General features: G+C 43.7%; 16 protein-coding genes, 4 tRNA genes and 2 pseudogenes. 7 read left to right on the top strand and 15 right to left on the bottom strand.

Translation table 11 applies throughout. The features are described 5' to 3' along the window. Window positions 1-446: 446 nt before the first annotated feature. The 3 genes from trxB to ACSUPM_RS02695 all read left to right on the top strand — a co-directional run bounded on the left by trxB (window position 447) and on the right by ACSUPM_RS02695 (window position 2,794). Window positions 447-1,469 (top strand): thioredoxin-disulfide reductase, encoded by a 1,023-nt coding sequence (trxB, locus tag ACSUPM_RS02705; RefSeq protein ID WP_101210916.1) that lies wholly within the window; start codon window positions 447-449, stop codon window positions 1,467-1,469. Next, window positions 1,470-2,300 (top strand): leucyl/phenylalanyl-tRNA--protein transferase, encoded by an 831-nt coding sequence (gene aat, locus ACSUPM_RS02700; protein ID WP_025652109.1) that lies wholly within the window; start codon window positions 1,470-1,472, stop codon window positions 2,298-2,300. Window positions 2,301-2,362: 62 nt separating this feature from the next. Continuing rightward, window positions 2,363-2,794 carry a MerR family transcriptional regulator gene (locus ACSUPM_RS02695; protein ID WP_025652108.1) on the top strand — a complete coding sequence of 144 codons (432 nt, stop codon included), beginning with the start codon at window positions 2,363-2,365 and terminating at the stop codon, window positions 2,792-2,794. 63 nt (window positions 2,795-2,857) lie between these two features. Here the strand turns inward: ACSUPM_RS02695 and rimI are convergent, their stop codons facing one another. The 15 genes and pseudogenes from rimI to ACSUPM_RS02620 form a co-directional block, all read right to left on the bottom strand. After that, window positions 2,858-3,328: a ribosomal protein S18-alanine N-acetyltransferase gene (rimI, locus tag ACSUPM_RS02690; RefSeq protein WP_436880153.1), complete on the bottom strand. Its 471-nt coding sequence runs from the start codon at window positions 3,326-3,328 to the stop codon at window positions 2,858-2,860. 178 nt (window positions 3,329-3,506) lie between these two features. Then, window positions 3,507-3,869: a hypothetical protein gene (locus ACSUPM_RS02685; protein WP_025652106.1), complete on the bottom strand. Its 363-nt coding sequence runs from the start codon at window positions 3,867-3,869 to the stop codon at window positions 3,507-3,509. Window positions 3,870-4,144: 275 nt separating this feature from the next. Continuing rightward, window positions 4,145-5,335 carry an elongation factor Tu gene (tuf, locus tag ACSUPM_RS02680; RefSeq protein WP_025652105.1) on the bottom strand — a complete coding sequence of 397 codons (1,191 nt, stop codon included), beginning with the start codon at window positions 5,333-5,335 and terminating at the stop codon, window positions 4,145-4,147. Window positions 5,336-5,779: 444 nt separating this feature from the next. Further along, a tRNA-Thr gene (locus tag ACSUPM_RS02675) sits at window positions 5,780-5,854 on the bottom strand. A gap of 119 nt (window positions 5,855-5,973) precedes the next feature. Then, window positions 5,974-6,047 (bottom strand) — tRNA-Gly (locus ACSUPM_RS02670). A gap of 81 nt (window positions 6,048-6,128) precedes the next feature. Beyond that, a tRNA-Tyr gene (locus tag ACSUPM_RS02665) sits at window positions 6,129-6,212 on the bottom strand. A gap of 66 nt (window positions 6,213-6,278) precedes the next feature. Then, a tRNA-Thr gene (locus ACSUPM_RS02660) sits at window positions 6,279-6,354 on the bottom strand. Window positions 6,355-6,602: 248 nt separating this feature from the next. Continuing rightward, a pseudogene (locus ACSUPM_RS02655) lies at window positions 6,603-6,773 on the bottom strand (chorismate-binding protein); the annotation flags it as partial. Between the two features lie 7 nt (window positions 6,774-6,780). After that, window positions 6,781-7,305: an IS630 family transposase gene (locus ACSUPM_RS02650; RefSeq protein WP_156915621.1), complete on the bottom strand. Its 525-nt coding sequence runs from the start codon at window positions 7,303-7,305 to the stop codon at window positions 6,781-6,783. After that, window positions 7,280-7,630: an IS630 transposase-related protein gene (locus ACSUPM_RS02645; RefSeq protein WP_025652499.1), complete on the bottom strand. Its 351-nt coding sequence runs from the start codon at window positions 7,628-7,630 to the stop codon at window positions 7,280-7,282. The genes ACSUPM_RS02650 and ACSUPM_RS02645 overlap by 26 nt, the downstream gene beginning before the upstream one ends. Before the next feature lie 59 nt (window positions 7,631-7,689). Next, window positions 7,690-9,015 (bottom strand): annotated as a pseudogene (locus tag ACSUPM_RS02640) (anthranilate synthase component I family protein); the annotation flags it as partial. Between the two features lie 193 nt (window positions 9,016-9,208). Continuing rightward, the gene (locus ACSUPM_RS02635; RefSeq protein ID WP_201565919.1) at window positions 9,209-10,372 is read right to left on the bottom strand and encodes an FHA domain-containing protein; all 1,164 of its coding nucleotides are present in this window, start codon (window positions 10,370-10,372) and stop codon (window positions 9,209-9,211) included. A 79-nt stretch (window positions 10,373-10,451) separates the two neighbouring features. Continuing rightward, entirely contained in the window at window positions 10,452-11,297 is an 846-nt protein-coding gene (locus ACSUPM_RS02630; protein ID WP_227502356.1) for an RsiV family protein, read from the bottom strand. Between the two features lie 275 nt (window positions 11,298-11,572). After that, window positions 11,573-13,168 carry a peptide chain release factor 3 gene (locus tag ACSUPM_RS02625; protein WP_025650955.1) on the bottom strand — a complete coding sequence of 532 codons (1,596 nt, stop codon included), beginning with the start codon at window positions 13,166-13,168 and terminating at the stop codon, window positions 11,573-11,575. Window positions 13,169-13,386: 218 nt separating this feature from the next. Continuing rightward, a complete protein-coding gene (locus ACSUPM_RS02620) occupies window positions 13,387-14,292 on the bottom strand; it encodes a hypothetical protein (RefSeq protein WP_101210605.1) in 906 nt (301 codons plus the stop codon). Between the two features lie 294 nt (window positions 14,293-14,586). Here ACSUPM_RS02620 and ACSUPM_RS02615 point away from each other — a divergent pair, with 294 nt between their 5' ends. The 4 genes from ACSUPM_RS02615 to ACSUPM_RS02600 all read left to right on the top strand — a co-directional run bounded on the left by ACSUPM_RS02615 (window position 14,587) and on the right by ACSUPM_RS02600 (window position 20,063). Beyond that, the gene (locus ACSUPM_RS02615) at window positions 14,587-15,000 is read left to right on the top strand and encodes an organic hydroperoxide resistance protein (RefSeq protein ID WP_101210606.1); all 414 of its coding nucleotides are present in this window, start codon (window positions 14,587-14,589) and stop codon (window positions 14,998-15,000) included. 351 nt (window positions 15,001-15,351) lie between these two features. After that, window positions 15,352-18,306, top strand: coding sequence for a DNA polymerase I (polA, locus tag ACSUPM_RS02610; RefSeq protein WP_350587804.1), 2,955 nt, complete (start codon window positions 15,352-15,354; stop codon window positions 18,304-18,306). 178 nt (window positions 18,307-18,484) lie between these two features. Next, window positions 18,485-19,021, top strand: coding sequence for a hypothetical protein (locus tag ACSUPM_RS02605; protein WP_025650950.1), 537 nt, complete (start codon window positions 18,485-18,487; stop codon window positions 19,019-19,021). Between the two features lie 253 nt (window positions 19,022-19,274). Next, window positions 19,275-20,063, top strand: coding sequence for an SDR family NAD(P)-dependent oxidoreductase (locus tag ACSUPM_RS02600; RefSeq protein WP_101210607.1), 789 nt, complete (start codon window positions 19,275-19,277; stop codon window positions 20,061-20,063). The last annotated feature ends 30 nt before the right edge of the window (window positions 20,064-20,093 follow it).

Genomic DNA, 20,093 nt, shown 5'->3' with positions numbered 1-20,093 from the left:
ATTTGCTATCGTTTGTCCATCGAATAATTGACGCGGACAAGCGTCATGACACTGGGCATAACCTCCTATAATAACAAATAGATAGGGACGGTGGCGACAGTGTTATAAAGAAAGCGTGCAAGAAAACCTCTTAATAGACAATTTGGGCAAAAATCTGCCACATTTAACCGATATGACTCACAGAAAACGCTTAAACTTCTTACCTAAACGCTTTAAAATACCCAGCCGTTCTTAGGCTGTGTTTGCGCATGTTAAGCATTCCTATAGATGCTTTAATTCTAATGATACCCATGTTTGTTTTAGCAAACTTGCACTTTTTGCCGTCTGCCCTTATGTTATTATCACACAGCAATTAAAAAAACTATACTAACGCATATTTTTGGTGATTATTTCTTATCATATTGATTATTAGCTCTTTTCATTCTTATATTTAGCAAGGAAAAAACATGGCAACTGACAACCCTACTCCACGCCACGAAAAACTCATTATTCTAGGCTCAGGCCCTGCTGGTTACTCTGCTGCTGTTTATGCAGCGCGTGCCAACCTAAAACCTGTTATGGTCACTGGTTTAGAAGTGGGCGGACAGCTCACCACCACCACCGAAGTCGACAACTGGCCGGGCGATGCGCATGACTTAACAGGTCCTGCATTGATGGATCGTATGAAAGCGCACGCTGAGCGCTTCGGTACAGAATTGGTCTATGACCATATCAATGATGTCGATTTAACAGAGCGTCCCTTTAAATTAACGGGCAATAACGGCAACTACACTTGTGATGCCTTGATTATCTCAACCGGTGCCTCAGCGCAATACTTGGGCTTGGCATCAGAAGAAAAATTCAAAGGTTTGGGCGTATCAGCTTGCGCAACTTGCGATGGTTTCTTTTATAAAGACCAAAAAGTAGCGGTTATTGGTGGTGGTAATACCGCCGTTGAAGAAGCCTTATACTTATCAAATATCGCAGCTGAAGTCACGCTGGTGCATCGCCGTGATGGTCTACGTTCTGAGAAAATATTACAAGACAAATTGTTTGAAAAAGCCAAAAACGGTAATATCAAAATCGAGTGGAACCATAGCGTCAAAGAAGTGGTAGGCGACGATATGGGCGTCAATGGCGTGGTTTTGGAGTCTACTATCGATGGCAGCACCAAGCAACTAGACGTGTTTGGGGTATTCATTGCTATTGGACACAAGCCAAATACCGAGCTATTCAAAGGCCAGATGGATATGAAAGACGGCTATATTGTGGTCAACAGTGGCCTCAATGGTAATGCGACACAGACCAGTGTTGAAGGGGTTTTTGCCGCTGGTGATGTGGCAGATCATGTCTACCGTCAAGCGATTACTTCTGCGGGCACTGGCTGTATGGCAGCCCTCGATGCAGAAAAATATCTAGACTCGCTAGGCGAAACCGTGGCGACCGATCATACTTATGCATCAACGCTCACTGCTGATAAAGAAGTCTAAATGAGCCACTCTGCTAAAACTGCTAACCCAAGCGTCAGTGTCGATAATCATATCGATACTGACGCTCATATAAAGCCTGAGACTCTAAAAAGTCTTGGGCTTTATGATTTCCCCAATCCTATTTCCGTCGATCCTGAAGGGGTTGGCTTGGTCGCTGTGGGCGGAGATCTAGCATCTGAAACGCTGATTTCTGCTTATGCGCAGGGCTTATTTCCTTGGTTTAATGAAGACGAACCTATCGCTTGGTGGTGTCCTGAGCCGCGCTGTGTGATGCTGCCAACTGACTATCAACCGAGTAAATCCCTACGCAAACAAGCCCACCGCGAACGTTGGCAACTCACTCTCAACCAAGACTTTGATGCAGTGATTCACTCTTGTAGTATGCCGCGCAGCGATGGCTTGCCTGAGGGCGAGCACACGTGGATTCATGATGAGATGATTGCAGCTTATACTAAGCTACATGCGCAAGGCTTTGCGCATAGTATTGAAGTTTGGGACAATAACAGCCAACTAATCGGCGGCTTATATGGGCTAAAAATAGGCAACATCTATTTTGGTGAATCGATGTTTCACCGTGCTTCTAATGCGTCTAAATTGGCGTTTTGGGGCTTGATGCGCTTATGCGCGCAAAGCAATGTCGCGCTTGTGGACTGCCAACTACCCAATGAGCATTTGATGAGCTTGGGGGCAACGACCCTACCACGTGCTGAATTTCTTAACCAATTAGACACACTGATAGCCAGCCGTTCAGTCAAATGGCACAAAGACTCTCATAAACCTTTAGCCGTATCGTTACTAGATACCGCAGAGCCTTGGCAGCCACAGTTATAAGTGCAGACTCAAACTGGATTGTAGATAATAATCGAATCGAACATCTTACTTACGAGGTTATTATGGCTCCTGATACATCATTTTTGTTAATTGGAAAACTGGCCATCAAAGCCAATACAACCAAAGACACCGTACGTCATTATGATGAGCTAGGGCTACTCAAGTCTCGCAAACGTCAGGCCGGCTCACGCTTATATACTGAGTTTCATCCCGAATGCATTGAGCGTATTGAGTTGATTAAAAGCGCACAAGCCATTGGCTTTACCCTTACTGAAATCAGAGACAGTCTTAATGACTATTATGATGGGCAGCTAGATATCGATTTACAACTGACGCTCACACAGCAAAAACTGGCACAAGTCAAAAAACAACAAGCCAATATCAATGTCATGATAGAGCTGTTAAGCGAACGTATTGAAGTGCTTGAGCGAATGAAAGCAGATAGTGACTATGAGCTCGATATTGAAGTGTGCAAAAAGACAATACCCGAGTAATCTAGGGCGTGTTCTCATTTATAATACTTATTAATCCAATAGTATGTGTGCTGCTAATGACTATTAAAGATACACACGCTGCATAATCAAGGCGTCAATGGCTGGGTGATGAGGAATCTGGTAATAGCCTTTCCGCCGATGAATCACTGCCAACCCTTGCTGCTCATATAAAGTAATAGCCGCTACATTATCTGCGCGTACCTCTAACAGTAAATGTTCCACCTTATTGTTCATCAACTCAGTATTCAATTTTGCAAAAAGTTGCGAGGCGATACCTTGGCGTTGGTAATCAGGATGCGTGCCGATGCGCAGGATCTCTGCTTGCTCAAAGATAACTTGATAGAGACAGTAACCAACGACTTTATCGCTTTGATAAACGACCAATAAATCAATACTATCCTGTGCAAGCAATTCTATTATTGTCTGATAACCCCAAGCATCTTGCGATTGGATAATAGTTTCAATGTTGGCAACGGCTTGAATAATGCTTTGAGCTTCGGATGATTGTTTATTGAGTAAATCTAGGGTTAGCATTATTATTCCTGATTCTAGTTTTATTACACATATCTGCAAATTTGTGGAGCTTTTGTAGGGTGCGTTCCACGCAACAATAACTATAACCGCAAAACCAATTTATCTCAGTCGCGTAGGTCGCGTTAGTTTTTCAAAATCTTTCAAAGAGTAAAGATAAAACGTAACTCACCATCTGATTTTAATAAGCTCTACCATGACCTGTATACTTACGTTGTACTAAATCGAATCCATACCAAAAGTCGCGCATATGAGTGTCATTCGTATTAAACACTATTCTCAATTCGTTATCAATTTCCCAAGACCAAGCATATATTAGAGTTATTTTTTTATTCTCAATTTCCACATCAGAAAAAAGTATGACGAACATGAAGCTACTCTTCTTGTCGTATACTTTTGCTACAAAACTTGTCTTAGTAGATAGTCTCTCTTTACTAAACACCAAAATATAATCGAAATTATCGAGATTTCTAACTTCATCATATTCAAAGTCAATATCAAAACCGCTTAGCAGTGATACTTTCTCAGGAGTATTAAGTTTCATTTCTTTACCTTATTATCGATTTTGCTAAGAGGTATGACCTTAATTTCTATTGATGTCGTAAAATATTAATAATTAATGCACTTAGATTGATTTACCACAGCGTATCTACGACAGATAGCCAGCCCGTAGATAGCATTAGAATATAACAAATAATCGGTGCGCGGGGCGCACCCTACAGCCAACTTGCATTTATCACCACCCAAAAAAAAAGCCACCCTTTCACAAGGATGGCTTTTTCATGACTAACTTACAAGCTCATTACTGAGACTGATAAATTAGTTCAATACGTTAGCAACAACACCAGCGCCTACAGTACGGCCGCCTTCACGAATAGCGAAGCGAAGACCTTTGTCCATAGCGATTGGGTGGATAAGCTCTACGCCCATCTCAACGTTATCACCAGGCATAACCATTTCAGTACCGTCTTGTAATTGGATTGCGCCAGTTACGTCAGTGGTACGGAAGTAGAACTGTGGACGATAGCCGTTTAGGAATGGTGTGTGACGACCACCCTCTTCTTTTGACAGTACGTATACTTCTGCGTCAAATTTGGTATGCGGGGTGATTGAACCTGGCTTCGCTAGTACTTGGCCACGTTGGACGTCTTCACGCTTAGTACCACGTAGTAGTACGCCACAGTTTTCGCCTGCACGACCTTCGTCAAGCAGTTTACGGAACATCTCTACACCAGTACAGGTGGTTTTTTGAGTGTCACGGATACCAACGATTTCAATTTCGTCACCAACTTTAACGATACCAGATTCAACACGGCCGGTCACAACGGTACCACGACCTGAGATTGAGAATACGTCTTCGATTGGCATTAGGAATGCTTTGTCGATGTCACGCTCTGGCTCTGGGATGTAGGTGTCTAGTACGTTTAGTAGTTCTACGACGGCTGGTTGGCCGTATTTTTCTTGTGAGCCTTTTAGGGCTTCAGTAGCAGAACCATGGATGATTGGGGTGTCATCACCTGGGAAGTCATAGTCGCTTAGTAATTCACGAACTTCCATTTCTACGAGTTCAAGCAGTTCTTCGTCGTCAACAACGTCGCACTTGTTCATGAATACGACAATGTATGGTACGCCAACCTGACGTGATAGCAGGATGTGCTCACGGGTTTGTGGCATAGGGCCGTCAGTGGCTGATACGACTAGGATTGCGCCGTCCATTTGGGCTGCACCGGTGATCATGTTTTTAACATAATCGGCGTGACCTGGGCAATCGACGTGGGCGTAGTGACGTGATGGGGTGTCATATTCTACGTGTGAGGTGTTGATGGTGATGCCACGTGCTTTTTCTTCTGGGGCTGAGTCAATAGACGCGTAGTCTTTGGCTTCGCCACCTGAGGTGATTGCTGCTACGGTTGCGATAGCGGCGGTTAGTGTGGTTTTACCGTGGTCAACGTGTCCGATGGTACCGACGTTGACGTGTGGCTTGCTGCGTTCAAACTTGGCCTTTGCCATGGGTATTTCCTCTTTTTTTGGTGAATCTTTATAATCAAAGATCGGTAAATAGCTGTTTGACGGCTCATGATACATACAAAACCATCAAACCGTTGACGCTATGGTTTATCTACTAAAAACTGCTTTATTGTCTTACTCTTAACTGCTTTAGTGCAATATAAACGCCATACTTTTATATGTAGGCATTATACTTGCTTTTCAATCTTTAACTTTTTTAGCTCTCGAATATTAAACTGTATTATGTGAGCGTGTTCGTACTGCATTGCTTCATCAATATAATTGATTGAGAAATTGACAGCACTAAAAGGCAACACCTCAGTGTCACCCTTAAATTTTTATTTGCTATACTGATTTTTTATCGTTTTCAATATTCTATAGTTTCGATATCGATATAAAGCTGTGTATTAAAATAGCAAAGCAAACGCAAAAAGCTGGAATAATAAATGGAGCTCATATCGAGAATTGAACTCGAGACCTCTCCCTTACCAAGGGAGTGCTCTACCGCTGAGCTATATGAGCATGCTTTTAACAACTACAGTAGCCAACCAGTGGGTTGCACTAAAAAAAATATCACGATACAGCAATAATATACTGACTGTCGTGATGAATTATTGGTAGTCTTTGCGATTGTGACTATATGGAGCGGGTGGCGGGAATCGAACCCGCGTCATTAGCTTGGAAGGCTAAGGTGTTACCATTATACCACACCCGCATTTACTCTTCTGTAAGCTCACTCTTATAAAGAGTGGTTATATATTGAGTATGCTTGGCGCTATAACAAACTTAGAAAATATGGTGGTGGGAGAAGGATTCGAACCTTCGAAGCTTTCGCGACAGATTTACAGTCTGTTGGGTTTGACCGCTCCCCAATCCCACCTTAGCTTGCTTTGAACAAAGATGACTTAATCTAAGACAAATTCATAAAAAGCGACTTTGAAAGAGATGGTGCCGACTGCCGGGATCGAACTGGCGACCTACTGATTACAAGTCAGTTGCTCTACCAACTGAGCTAAGTCGGCTTGTTCTCTCAAAGTGGTGGCTATTCTATCAAATATTTAGACAGACGCAAGCTCTTTTTGAGTTTTTTTACACTTATTTTAATAATAAACGTCAAGCAACTGATTATATTGATATTTTTTATCAGACAAAATAGCGCTTTTTATCCGGATTGTTCGAATAGTTATTAACATGCTTATGAAAACGACAACTTGCATGGTGAGGACTAGCAACTTTAATGACACTTTTGCCAAGCACTTCCATCAAACATCTAGCGAATACGCAAGCCATTACAGGCCATTTTGACCGCTTTAATGAGCGCCAACGCTTTTTTATTGGTCTCGTCCCACTCTGCTTCTGGAATAGAATCAGCGATTACCCCAGCACCGGCTTGGATATGGATTTTGCCGCGCCGCATCACAGCGGTACGAATAGCAATGGCGCTATAGTCAGTTCAAAACAAAAGTGTTATGGCTAGGACAAACATCATAAAATAATTTGGATAAGTCGTTTTCCATCCACCCTTGGCGTAGAAACTTCACTTGAGCCCATTTTTTCTCAATAGGGTTCAAGTCTGGGCTGTACGGCGGCAGCCATAGGATACGATGACCATGCCTGTTCAGTAATTTTTGGATACGTCTACTTTTATGAAACCGAGCGTTATCCATGACAATCACGCATTTGGTTTTAAGGCTTGGGATTAGGGTGTGTTTGCACCAATCGTAGAATATGCCGCTGTTAATGTTGTGTTCAAAGTAATCCAGTGCAAATAGCATCTTTTCATATAGAGCCCCAATGACGTTGGTTCGCTTTTTACCTTGCCAGTTGTAGCTGTCGATACAGGGTTTGCCTATCAGTGCATAACCATGAGGACGAATGGTCTGGCTTTCAAAACCGCTTTCGTCCATATACACAATGGGATAACCTTGCTGTTTAAAGTTATCAAGCTTACTCTGATACGCCGCTCTTTTTATTGGACATGCTTTTGGATGCTCTAAGGTCTTTTTTTTGACTGATGCCTAGGCGTTTTAAAGCCTCACAAATGGCTGGGGCAGTACAGTTGAACCGTCTTGCTCTCTCATAGTGATAGTCATCAGGGTAACGCTCAACGTCTTTACGTAGTGCATCATCTGGTATTTTTGATGGCGTAACATTGCGAGTGCTCTTACTATGCAGCCGTTTCTTCCACTTTTGAATGGTGGTTGGACTAATATCATAAAAAGAGGCTGCCTCGGCAAAAGTCATGCCACCTGCTAAGCTTTTAAGAACTTGTTTGCGATAATCTAGTGAGTAAGTCATGATAATTGAGTATATCTGTTGAGATGTTTTATCTTATAACATTTTTATATTTAATACACTATATCCATATTACCGTGCCAACCCAGATACCCAATGGCGCCACCAAATACAGTGCGGCGTAACGGCTCCAGCTCATCAATAATTTGCATCGCACGAATCTTAGGCGCGCCTGTTAACGTGCCTGCGGGGAAAGTCGCACAAAAGACATCAAGCGCATCTTTATCAGGCAATATATCGCCCTCAACGTTAGAGGCAATATGCATGACTTGCGAATAGCGCTCGATAAACATCTTTTCGGTGACATTGACACTATCACATTCACAAACACGGCCAATGTCGTTGCGACCCGACTCAATCAGCATTAAATGCTTAGCAATCTCTTTTTCGTCACTCAGCAGCTCCTGCTCAAGCACCAAATCTTCCGCTGCGTTTTGACCACGTTTACGGGTGCCCGCCAGTGGACGCACGGTGACTCTGCCATTTTCGATACGTGATAAGGTTTCTGGAGAAGCACCGATAATGTCGAAACGCTTATGATCATCAAGCGTGTAACCATGAACCAAGAATAAATAAGGCGATGGGTTTAAAAACCGTAAGGCGCGATAGACAGCAAGCGAGTCGCCAGTATAGTCAGCGGTCAAACGCTGGGCAGGCACCACCTGCATCACCTCTCCTGCTGAGATATAGTCTTTAATGTTCTTAACGTCGCGACAGTATTTCTCCATCCCTGTTTGTGATTCAAACTTTGGGGTTGGCATAATCGGTGCGCTTAAATCTGCCATTTCTGCCAACTTACCCTCAATTTGCTCTAGCTCACGAATGGCATGACCATAACCATCTTCAGCGGTGCAGTCCGCATAAACAATAATGGACAACGTATTCTCTAAATTATCAAAAACAATGACACTCATCGACAGCATCAGCCACATATCCGGCAGTGACATCGGATCGGGGGCGTCAGACAGTCCCACACTGGGTTCAATAACTCGCACCATATCATAACCAAAATAACCGACGAGACCACCGCTAAAGCTCGGCAAGGTAATAATATCTTCGGCAGTTGGCATCTTATACTGCGCCATCAACTGACGAATATAGTCAAAGGGATCATCAACTGCATCCACGGTGGTCTGATCATTTTTTTTGACCGTCATATTACCGTCTACATATTGCAAAATCAGATCACTACCTAGACCAATCATCGAATAGCGCGCCCAACGCTCGCCGCCTACGACGGACTCAAACAAATACGCTGAGCCATTTAAGTCACGTACTTTAGAGAATACCGAGACTGGAGTCTGCGCATCCATCAAGCGTTTTTTTACCAGTGGCGCATGACTAAAGCCACGATTTTTAAAGGCGTCATACTCATCAAAGGTCATCATAGTAGCTTTCTCTTAACACAGGGTTGGCAAAGCGCCTTAAACTTAGAAGCAATCTCAAAACAATGATAAAAATACAATACAAAGATAGCGTCAACACTCCAACGAACGCTGACGCTATTTTTAAGAATAATGGAACTAACCTTAACTCATTAATTTATCTTATCGATATAACAAAGCTAGGGTCGTACACCTTTTATATACCGCCCATATTGAACAGCCATAGCGCAAGGCCAATGATAAGGATGACGGCAAATACCCATATGAACCAACCACCACTAGGCTTTTTCTCTACGTATCCAGCATTTGCGGGGTTATCGACAGCTTGGTCCATGGCATTGTTGCCTTCGGTACCAAGGTCGTGAGCCTGCCCTAAATTGGCCGTACCCGAAAACTGAGCAGTTGCTGCTTGTTTGGCACGCAACACATCTGGATCAGCTTCTTCCTGTAGTTCGGTTTTGGTGGTTTTGTCGTGGTCTGCATTGTCTAAGGACTGTTGCTCGACAGCGGGCTGTTCAACTAATGCTTTTTCATTTTCAGTAGCTACTGGCTCTTCAGTAACAGGCGTCTCAGTTATTGTTTCTTTAGGCACGACCTCTTTAGGCACGACATTTTCCTGTTCAGTAGTCGGTGTCTGCTCGTCTAAGGCAGCTGCGGCAACTGGAGCCGCTTGCACAGATGTGGTATCCACAGTATCTTTGGCCGCCAATACCTCTTCGATGATCGTTTCTTTAACAACTGGAGCATCAGCCTCATTAGTCTTATCAATCTTGCTTTCAGTAATATCAGCTTGTTGAACAGGAGTGGTATCTGAGTCATTAGCTGACGGCAACACGTCTGTAACCATCGTTTCTTTGACAACTGGCTTAACCTCTGCAGTTGGCTCAGAATTTACGTCTGGTGCATCAATCACCATTTCGGGTTTGTCAGCATCCGTATCAACCGTAGATTCGCGCTCAACCATCAGCTCTTCAGCGAAGACTGGCTGCTCTACAGCTTCATCCACTGCAACAGTCACCGGCGTTACAGTGAAGGCAAAACTGGCAAAGCCAATCGTATCATTGGCTTCAAGATGCTTAGACTTATTACCGTCAATACGTTGCTCATTAATAAACGTACCGTTAGAGGAGTCCAAATCTTTCACGTACAGCTTGCCATTCAGTACGCTCAGTACCGCGTGATTGCGTGATACTTCTTTGCTACCAAGTACCACATCATTATCACTGCCACGTCCCACAGACAGGCTGTCGCTGACAGTCAAAGTCAGATCACCCAGCGCCGCGGTTAAGGCATTGAGACGCCAAGTATCTGCGACTGTTGGTTGGGTTGGCGCTGCTGTGTTGTCTATATTACTCGTCATAACATTACTCCTTAATTTATTATTAAATGTTCAATCATTCTCTGAAACTTATTACAACTATTCTCTTAGGATAAAACGATTATTTGGGAATAAAACGTGGTTTGATCACACCGTCAAGCTTGTTATAAGGCATACTTAGGACAGGCATACCATAAGCATAAGGGCCAATAGAATAGTGCTGGTAGCGAATATCAACGCCTTTATCGGTCAATGTGACGTTATCGCTGAGGGTAAATGGCCAATTTTTTTCATAGCTGCTTAAGTCGTTATCGACCGTTTTTACCCACTGTTTATATGCCTCATAAGCCAACGCCTCAAAACGGGGTTTTTTGCCCGTCTGTAATATGTCTGTCAGTTGCAGTTGTTTTTTACTGCTTGTATCGAATATTAAATATTCACTATAAGGCATGCCATGCGCGCCGCCCGTAAACACATAGGAGCTTATTTCAAACAATTCAAAATCATTCACATGACCCAAATATTCAGGCTTCACTGTCAGATTATACGACCATGAACTGTCGTCTGGCATATCTATAAATTGTGAGCTTGCGAAGTCATCAATAGCCGCCTTAACCATAGTCGGCGTCGCCTTAGTATTGATAGGTGCGGATTCAGTCTGTTTACTATTGACGACAAGATGATTGATACGGGCGTTGGTGATATCGTTTATCCAATCCTGATTGGTTTTGAGATACCTAACCTCAATCTCTGGACAATGCTGTCGTTCGGCACATATCTCTTGCACACTTTTGGGCAGCTCATAATCAAGATAATCGGTACTGCTAATGAGATTGTCCGCATTAGCGGACATTGCTATTGTTCCAAACAGCAGGCCTGTCACTAACGTACCAACTCGGCGCAAGTTACCACTGCTCGGCATTAACGGCGGATTAATAGGTGGTGTGGCGCTCGTAAATCGAGACATTATTATCATAATTTTTCCATAAATACATAATGGTTAATATTATTCTACCGTAACCACTGTGATGTATTGTTGAAACACTGTTTGTGTTTTTGAGGGGTTACTATTTTTGAAGTATCAGTGCTTTTGAGTCATCAGTATTTTTGAGATGTCAGTGTTTATGAAAAATCGGTTTAATAACGGTCTAAACGACGGGCAATAAAAAAGACACGGCTAGCGTGTCTTTTAAAAAACAGAAAATAGGTTTCAACCATTTACTCATACTTAAATAACAGATATTAATGCTCGCGAGTGTTGCTGAAAGTCACTTCTGGATAACGATCTTGCATCAGCTGCAAGTTAACTCGTGATGGCGCAAGATAGGTCAGATAGCCACCACCATCAAGTGACAACTGGTCATGGGCTTTTTTCTTAAACTTAGCCAAGGCCACTTCATCATCGCAGTGAATCCAGCGCACGGTCGCAATTGAAACTGGCTCAAAGGTACACTGTACTTTGTACTCTTCTTTTAGGCGATGCGCGACCACTTCGAACTGTAGTACACCCACCGCGCCCAAGATTAAATCATTATTAATCTGCGGCATAAATACCTGCGTTGCGCCCTCTTCACTGAGCTGCTGCAAGCCTTTTTGTAGCGCTTTAGACTTGAGTGGGTCTCTGAGCACCACGCGGCGAAACAATTCAGGGGCAAAATGTGGAATACCGGTAAAGTTCAGCTCTTCGCCTTCAGTAAAGCTATCACCGATAGAAATGGTCCCATGATTATGCAGACCGATAATATCACCCGGATACGCTTCTTCTAAGGCTTCACGGTCTCCGGCGAGAAAGGTCAGCGCATCGGCAATGCGCACGTCTTTACCCAAACGCACGTGCTTCATCTTCATGCCTTTTTCGTACTTACCCGAGCACACGCGCAAGAAAGCAATGCGGTCACGGTGACGCGGATCCATATTGGCCTGAATCTTAAAAACAAAACCCGTAAAGTCCGTCTCAGTTGCAGAGACTTGACGCTCAGTAGTCGGATGGGCTTTTGGTGGCGGTGCATATTTCACAAGGGTATCGAGCACCATGTTGACACCGAAGTTACCCAACGCTGTACCGAACAATACTGGCGTCATCTCACCCGCCAAGAATGCCTCTTCGCTAAAGTCTTCTAACGCCATTTGTACCAGCTCAAGCGACTCTTCAAAAGCATCAAACATCAGCTTCCCAAGGCGCTCGCGTATGTCCGGATAATCATAGCCGTCGCGGGTCTCAGAGACGGTCATCTTGCCGCCATTACCTTTTTCATAAAGGTAAGTCTTATTTTCGGTCAAATGATAGACGCCAACGAAATCCTGCCCCATACCAATGGGCCACGTCAACGGAATACATTTAATCTTAAGCACCGTCTCAATCTCACTCAGCAGCTCAAGCGGCTCGCGAATCTGACGATCCAACTTGTTCACAAACGAGATAATTGGAGTATCACGCATGCGACACACTTCCATCAATTTGATGGTACGTTCCTCGACGCCTTTTGCGCCATCAACCATCATCAGCGCGCTGTCGACAGCGGTCAACGTACGATAAGTATCTTCACTAAAGTCGGCGTGACCCGGGGTGTCTAGTAGATTGACCATATGGTCTTGATAAGGAAATTGCATAACCGAAGTAGTGATAGAGATACCACGCTCCTGCTCCATGCTCATCCAATCCGATGTCGCATGACGGTCGGTTTTGCGGCCTTTAACTTCACCAACCACCTGAATCGCTTGCCCCCATAGCAGCAGCTTTTCAGTCATGGTGGTCTTACCCGCATCGGGATGCGAGATAATAGCAAAGGTACGGCGCTTGGCCACTTCTTTGTTTAATTTCTTTGGATCTACGCTCATAATTTTTGGCTTCAACCTTGACTTCCAAAAGGCTGTCTTTTAGACAGTAACTTTCTTTTGGGCATTAATTTCAATAAATAGTATAAATAATGGGCGTATTGTAGCGGATTTAGCGTCAGGTTGCAGAATTAGCGCATAAAAAAACACGCTCTACTGGTCAAATAGAGCGTGTTTAATTAGAAAACACTTAACTAGAAAGTGCTTAATATTTTTTGAATTTAATAATAGCGTGTGATTTGCGCTGCTAAGAAGTCCCCTGCCACCTCATTGACTATCGTGCAGTCAACGACACCGCGCACACTGTTGGTATTCGGGTCAGTGCTGCCTTGCACCACAGAGTCGGCTTCATAAATATCATTATCATATTCAACGCCATTGTATTGATAAGCAGGCTGGTTTCTAAACTCAAAAAACGTCACTTGCGCAGCTTTTTGGTCATTGCCCAAACCCACACCAAAGCGTGAGGTGCTAAAATCTCTATCGTCGTTAAAACGTTCTTCGGCCGCCTCAATCCATCTGTCCAGCGTACTATAGCCGGTTTTATTTTTTTCATTAAAGGCTAAAAACGAGCGCTCGCTAGTGACCACTGGAATATAACAAACCGAGCCCGCTGGGAACGTCACATTGGTTGGGATATCAGGATAGTTATTTAAATCGGTAATGATACCACGGCTATTGCCTATGGTAGTGCCCGGACTATAACTACCAGCGTTCAAACCTGCGAGATTCAGGGTTTTATAGGTAATCTCATAGTTCAATTGCTTGTTGCTGTTTGTCTCATAAATAGGACGTTTGACGGTGCGGCCATTTACTTCAATATCCTTATTTTCCAGCCTTCCTTCAAAATCAGCTGCCAGCACGGTTCTGTCTAAGCTATTAAGACTTTGGTTATTATAACTGTTCACCAGATTTTTTATCTTAATTTCGCGCCCGCCAGTGCGGTATGTCTGATCAATTCGCGCAATAGCACTCGCGTTGGCTCGGTTGTCATAGCTATTGCCAAAGCTCGTCAGCGTGATTTTATTGTCGCCTGAACCGTAGACACCATCATCTTCTCCGCCACATCCTACGAGTGCCATCGCGAGTAAGGATAGGGTCATAGGCAAAAATACTGTTGCTTTCATAAAAGGCGTCCTTACGGTTAGGATTTTTTATAGGGCTATGCTGATAGTGTGTGAAAAACCATGTGACTAGTTTACATCAATGTCGCCATGACTTATATATTTAAAGCCATTAATTGTTTAGCAATGCTTATTGGTGAATGTGAAGCACATTATCGTTATTCACATAAATGCTCACTTACAAAGTCATTGTATATGGTTACTACTGAGCTATAGAGCGTAGCGTCCAGTTTGTTATGCTTGATGGCTAATTGGATTAAATAATTATATAAATAAACCAACAACAAAGGATATGTTATGAACACGTTATATTCTACTCAAGCAACCGTCACTGGCGGTCGTTCTGGTAAAGCTAGTCTACAAGATAGTGATTTGACGATTAACATGGTCGCACCGGGTTCAAGTAAAGATGGTAATAATCCAGAGCAATTATTTGCTATGGGTTATGCGGCTTGCTTCGATGGCGCACTTGCGGCAGTCAAAGGCGAAGAAAAAGCAAAATTTGACTCGACCACTCAAGTATCGGTAGATTTACGTAAAGGTGAAGGTCTAGACTTTCAACTGGCGGTGAAAATTCATGTTACTGGCGAAAATACAGAACTTTCAGCCGATGAATTTCAAAAGCTGGTCGAGAAAGCCAATAAAGTTTGCCCATACTCGAAAGCCACACGCGGTAATATCGATAGCGAAGTGACCTCAGAAGTAAAATAATGCCTGAACAATGACAGTATCAGTAATAGATATAAAAGAGCTCAGTTAACGCTGGGTTCTTTTTTTCCTTAAATTTTGGCCAAAAAATAATGACGCTATAGTGAGTGAAAAGTAGTATCGAACCATCACCCATTGCTGATATCAATTTTTCTTGCTTGCCGTACCTGCGCAGACAGAGGTGACGAAAAATAGATATCAGCGATACCATCGCGTTTTTAGAATATTTTGACTATAGAACATATCATAACTTTTAAGCAGTTCGGCACACGTCATTTTTATCGTTATAATAAGCACATATTTCTATCTAATAGCTGATAAGTGACCTTTATGACTGATCCTATGACCGACTCCATGACCGACAGTGACCACAACTCCCATCAAGCGATTGATCCTGCCGTCTTGCCAAACTTTGAGACTATGCCCAATGTGGCGACCATGGACACCAGTCATGTGGACAGCAATCAGCCGCCTTTTATTTTGGTTGATGGCTCTTACTATCTGTTTCGCACTTATCATGCCTTACCGAAGACCATGCAAAACTCGCAAGGCCTGATCACCAATGCCATCCGTGGCACGCTCAATGCGTTACTCAAGCTGATGCGTCGTTATCACCCTACTCATATGGCGGTTTGCTTTGATACCAAGTCACCGACTTTTCGCCACCATATGTCTGCTGATTACAAGGCCGCTCGTCCGCCCATCGACATAGAGCTGGTAGAGCAGATTCCTTATATTCATCGCTTGGTGACCGCGTTAGGTATTCCACTGTTACGCATCGAGGGTGCAGAAGCCGATGATATCATCGGGACACTGGCGCATCGTGCGGTTGAACAAGGCCATCACGTCGTCATATCCACCGGCGATAAAGACATGATGCAGCTGGTTAATGACTGCGTAATATTGGAAGACAGCTTTACTGGCAAAGTCACGGACACTCAAGCGGTCGTAGACAAGCTTGGTATTATGCCAAATCAAATGATTGATTTTTTGACCTTGATGGGCGATGCCTCAGACGGTATAAAAGGCGTGCCTGGTATCGGTAAAAAAACGGCAAAAGACCTACTCGTTGAGTATGGCGACATCGACAATATGTTAAAGCATATTGGTTTTATCAAAGGTCGAGGTGCCAAAGGTTTGATTGAACATGCTGATGATATTCCGTTTAATAGGAAGCTTGCCACCATCGTGACAGACTTAGCTATCGGTCAAGACTGGAACGATCTAAAAATCAATACCGATCCATGTGCCCATATAGATGAATTACGCGAATTGTATAATGAGCTTGAGTTTAGAAACGAGCTAGCGTCTCTTGACCACCCAAACCATCCAGCCAACGGCTCGCAAAGTGTCGCTAACAGTCAAGCCGATGCCGAGTCACAAGCGCAAATAGCTAAGTCGCTACAATCAAGCACTATTGAGAATATCACTGACAGCAAAAATCCTGATAGAGCATGGCATACGATTTTAGACGAGCCTGCCTTTGACAGCTTGGTTAAATTGTTAGAGGCTGCACCGCACTTCGTTATTGATACCGAAACGACCAGCGTCTATTGGCGTCAAGCCGAAATCGTCGGGCTGTCTTTTGCCCTGCGAGCGCATGAAGCCTATTATATTCCGCTGACTCATCGTCTGGAAGGTGATGAGCTGACTGCAAAGCAACTTGATCGTGATACGGTATTAGCGAAACTTAAACCTGTTTTGGAAAATTCAAAAATAGGCAAAATCGGTCAACATCTAAAATATGACGCGCATATTCTCAGTCATTATGGTATTGATTTAGTAGGCGCTATCCATGCCAGCCCTAATAACTGGGCAATGGATACCATGCTTGCCAGCTATGTCATCAATGCGGCAGCTACTCGTCACGGCATGGATGATTTGGCGCGCCATTATTTGCACACCCAGACCATCAGCTTTGAGGACGTCGCAGGCAAAGGCGCCAAGCAAGTCACCTTTGATCAAGTCGCCATCGATATCGCCAGTGACTATGCTTGCGAAGATGCCGACATCACTTATCAGTTGTTTGATTTGTTTAGTGAAAAGCTTGCTGATGATAAAAATAATGCCAAGCTCTTACATGAGCTAGAGATTCCAACTGCCGAGATACTCTGCCAAATGGAAGCAAATGGCATTTTAATCAAGCGCTCATTTTTAAACGAGCTATCAAAACGCTTCGATGAAGAAATCATCACGCTAGAAAAACGCGCGTATGAAGTCGCCGGTGAAGAATTTAACTTAGGCTCACCAAAGCAACTGGGTGAGATGCTGTTTGAAAAACTGGGCGTGCCGGGTGGCAAGAAAACCAAATCTGGTCAATACTCGACTGGCGAAGCGGTATTATCAAAGATTGACCACCCATTGGTCGATATCACATTGGAATATCGCGGACTGTCCAAGCTCAAAAGCACCTATACCGATGCGCTCGATAATGTCGCAGATGCGGAGACGGATCGCGTGCATACCAGCTACCATCAAGCATTGACCAGCACCGGTCGTTTATCATCCACTGATCCTAACTTGCAGAATATTCCGATTCGTACCGCCACTGGTCGCCTGATTCGCCAAGCATTTATCGCACCAGAAGGTCGCGTTATTTTGGCTGCGGATTATTCACAAATTGAGCTGCGTCTGATGGCGCATTTCTCAGGCGATGAAAACTTGACCCGTGCCTTTAATGAAGGATTGGATATTCATACTGCAACGGCTGCTGAAGTATTAGGTAAAGCTGTTGAAGAGGTCAGCGCCACTGAGCGCCGCAATGCTAAAGCCATTAACTTCGGTCTGTTGTACGGCATGAGTGCCTTTGGACTTGCCAAGCAGTTGCAAATGAGCCGCAATGAGGCGCAAGATTATATCGATATGTATTTTGAGCGCTATCCAAGCGTCAAAGACTACATGATCAATACGCGTGCCAGCGCTTATGAAAAAGGCTATGTCGAGACGATATTAGGTCGTAAGCTTTATACGCCAGATATCAATCATAGCAACCGTATGGTTAAGCAAGGGGCAGAACGCGCAGCGATTAACGCGCCGCTACAAGGCTCTGCCGCCGACCTAATTAAGCTTGCCATGATTGCCGTCGATAAAGTACTGCCAAAAGAGCAAGCCAAAATGCTGCTACAAGTCCACGATGAGCTGGTGTTCGAAGTGGATAGCGACAAGGTTGATGAAATTAGCCAGTTGATTACCGATGCCATGCAAGACGTCTTAAGGACGACAGCCGTGGAAAAAGGTTGGCATGTAGACTTCGCGGTACCGTTATTGGTGGAGACCGATAGTGGTCAAAACTGGGATGAGGCGCATTGATTGTGTAGTATTAACAATGAGATATGACTGATTAGTTAAATTACATAATGGCATGATAAGGCATTTCGCTGTATAATAGCAGTACATTAAATTATCTGGTCTTATGAGACAATTTACGGTTTGAAGTGGGCCCAAGGGCTCACTTTTTTATTTCAAAAAAAAGCAGGAGTGCCTTATTTTGGCGACAGATGGCTTCATTGAAATTCCCAGTATTATCCTATTAATAGCTTGCTTGCTACGCTGCGCGCAGTACGTAGCACAGAGTCATGTCAAACAAATTAAAGCCTTTTGGTTGGCCTCAGTTCTCGTATTCGTCGCGGTCATTCGTCGTGAGTTAAACTATTTACCAGAATTATTTATCCCAAGTAATTTTTCGCTTCTCAGCCATTCTTATGACTGGTGGGAGGACGCTGTGCTTTTAGTAATCTACCTGATGAGCGTTGGCTTATTGATTTACTCATGGCGCTACCTTTGGGCAATACTAAAAGATGTAGACGTATCGCTCTATCTTGGTGTCGCCACTTTGGCCATACTACAATATATGGGAGAGAACGCTATTATGTTCCCCCACACTTTGGGTGGCATAGTCGAAGAGTTCGCGGAAACGATTATTTATGTGATCGCGTTGGTTTATTTATGGCGATTTAAATTAAGCGATTTTGAATCATGCCTATTGCGTAAATTAAACTTTGAATTGAGTCATATTAACCAATAGCCCCATAGTGGTGACTCAATAACTGTTAAGTAAATATAGACGTAGCGTTAGGTTGCCACTAGTAATTATCTTAAGCACAATCCTTGTCTATTAGTTTGTTATACTGAGTCTAAGCACGAGGGACGATAACGATTGTAATGGATGGTCTTGATCCTTACATTAAAACCGTAGCTGTGTGTAACTGTTTATCTACATATAGTCAGCTGGTAATGCACCTCGATTTAACTCATTGATAACTATAAAGCGAGCCATTATGAATATATTAATTACAGGTGCATCACGCGGTATCGGTCTGGCCGCTGCCAAAAGATTGGCCACCAAAGGTCACAACGTTGGATTATTTGCAACCAATACAACGACGCTTGAGCAGGCTATCGAAGACAAAGCCTTTAAAAAGGCCGTAAAAAAGAAACGCATCATTATTGGTCAGTTAGATGTCACTCAGCCTGATTCATGGGATGGCGCTATCGAGCAAATGATTAATAACTTTGGCGGCATCGATACGCTGATTAATAATGCGGGTGTGCTGGTTAGCGGAGCATTGCCAAAGACAGCATTAGAGGAGCAATTGTCGCTCATCGACGTCAACTGTAAGGGCGTGCTGATTGGTTGTCATAAGCTAGCGCCTTATTTGGCGGAGAGCAAAGATGGCAAAATCGTCAATGTGTCCTCGGCATCGGCTATCTATGGTCAGCCTGAGGTTGCCACTTATGCGGCCAGTAAGTTTTTTGTACGTGGTCTCACCGAAGGTCTCAATATTGAATATGAGAAACTCGGCATCAAAGTCATTGATGTGATGCCACTCTGGGTCAAGTCCGACATGACCAAAGACATCGAAGTCACCAGTATTGACCGTTTAGGTATTAACTTGACCGTCCATGATGTGGCCAAGACTTTATGCAAATTGAGCACCAGCCCCAACCGTAAGCTAAAAAGTACGCACTACTCTGTTGGTATACCGGCCAAAGTTTTTCAGACTCTCTCGCAGGTCACTCCTGATCCACTTATTCGCTGGATCAATACAAAAGTGGGCGCCCAATAACAGCAGCGCCTATCCGCTATCGTATCTATG

It is taken from the genome of Psychrobacter okhotskensis, assembly GCF_965638355.1.
In the GTDB taxonomy this organism is placed as follows: Bacteria; Pseudomonadota; Gammaproteobacteria; order Pseudomonadales; family Moraxellaceae; genus Psychrobacter; species Psychrobacter okhotskensis.
The sequence above is the reverse complement of the archived record's forward strand: the minus strand, read 5'-3'. Positions and strand labels throughout refer to the sequence as shown.

Coding starts and splice junctions, on each gene's coding strand:
- trxB (WP_101210916.1), top strand. CDS start 447: ATGGCAACTGACAACCCTACTCCACGCCACGAAAAACTCATTATTCTA.
- aat (WP_025652109.1), top strand. CDS start 1,470: ATGAGCCACTCTGCTAAAACTGCTAACCCAAGCGTCAGTGTCGATAAT.
- ACSUPM_RS02695 (WP_025652108.1), top strand. CDS start 2,363: ATGGCTCCTGATACATCATTTTTGTTAATTGGAAAACTGGCCATCAAA.
- rimI (WP_436880153.1), bottom strand. CDS start 3,328: ATGCTAACCCTAGATTTACTCAATAAACAATCATCCGAAGCTCAAAGC.
- ACSUPM_RS02685 (WP_025652106.1), bottom strand. CDS start 3,869: ATGAAACTTAATACTCCTGAGAAAGTATCACTGCTAAGCGGTTTTGAT.
- tuf (WP_025652105.1), bottom strand. CDS start 5,335: ATGGCAAAGGCCAAGTTTGAACGCAGCAAGCCACACGTCAACGTCGGT.
- ACSUPM_RS02645 (WP_025652499.1), bottom strand. CDS start 7,630: ATGACTTACTCACTAGATTATCGCAAACAAGTTCTTAAAAGCTTAGCA.
- ACSUPM_RS02635 (WP_201565919.1), bottom strand. CDS start 10,372: ATGACGAGTAATATAGACAACACAGCAGCGCCAACCCAACCAACAGTC.
- ACSUPM_RS02630 (WP_227502356.1), bottom strand. CDS start 11,297: ATGTCTCGATTTACGAGCGCCACACCACCTATTAATCCGCCGTTAATG.
- ACSUPM_RS02625 (WP_025650955.1), bottom strand. CDS start 13,168: ATGAGCGTAGATCCAAAGAAATTAAACAAAGAAGTGGCCAAGCGCCGT.
- ACSUPM_RS02620 (WP_101210605.1), bottom strand. CDS start 14,292: ATGAAAGCAACAGTATTTTTGCCTATGACCCTATCCTTACTCGCGATG.
- ACSUPM_RS02615 (WP_101210606.1), top strand. CDS start 14,587: ATGAACACGTTATATTCTACTCAAGCAACCGTCACTGGCGGTCGTTCT.
- polA (WP_350587804.1), top strand. CDS start 15,352: ATGACCGACAGTGACCACAACTCCCATCAAGCGATTGATCCTGCCGTC.
- ACSUPM_RS02600 (WP_101210607.1), top strand. CDS start 19,275: ATGAATATATTAATTACAGGTGCATCACGCGGTATCGGTCTGGCCGCT.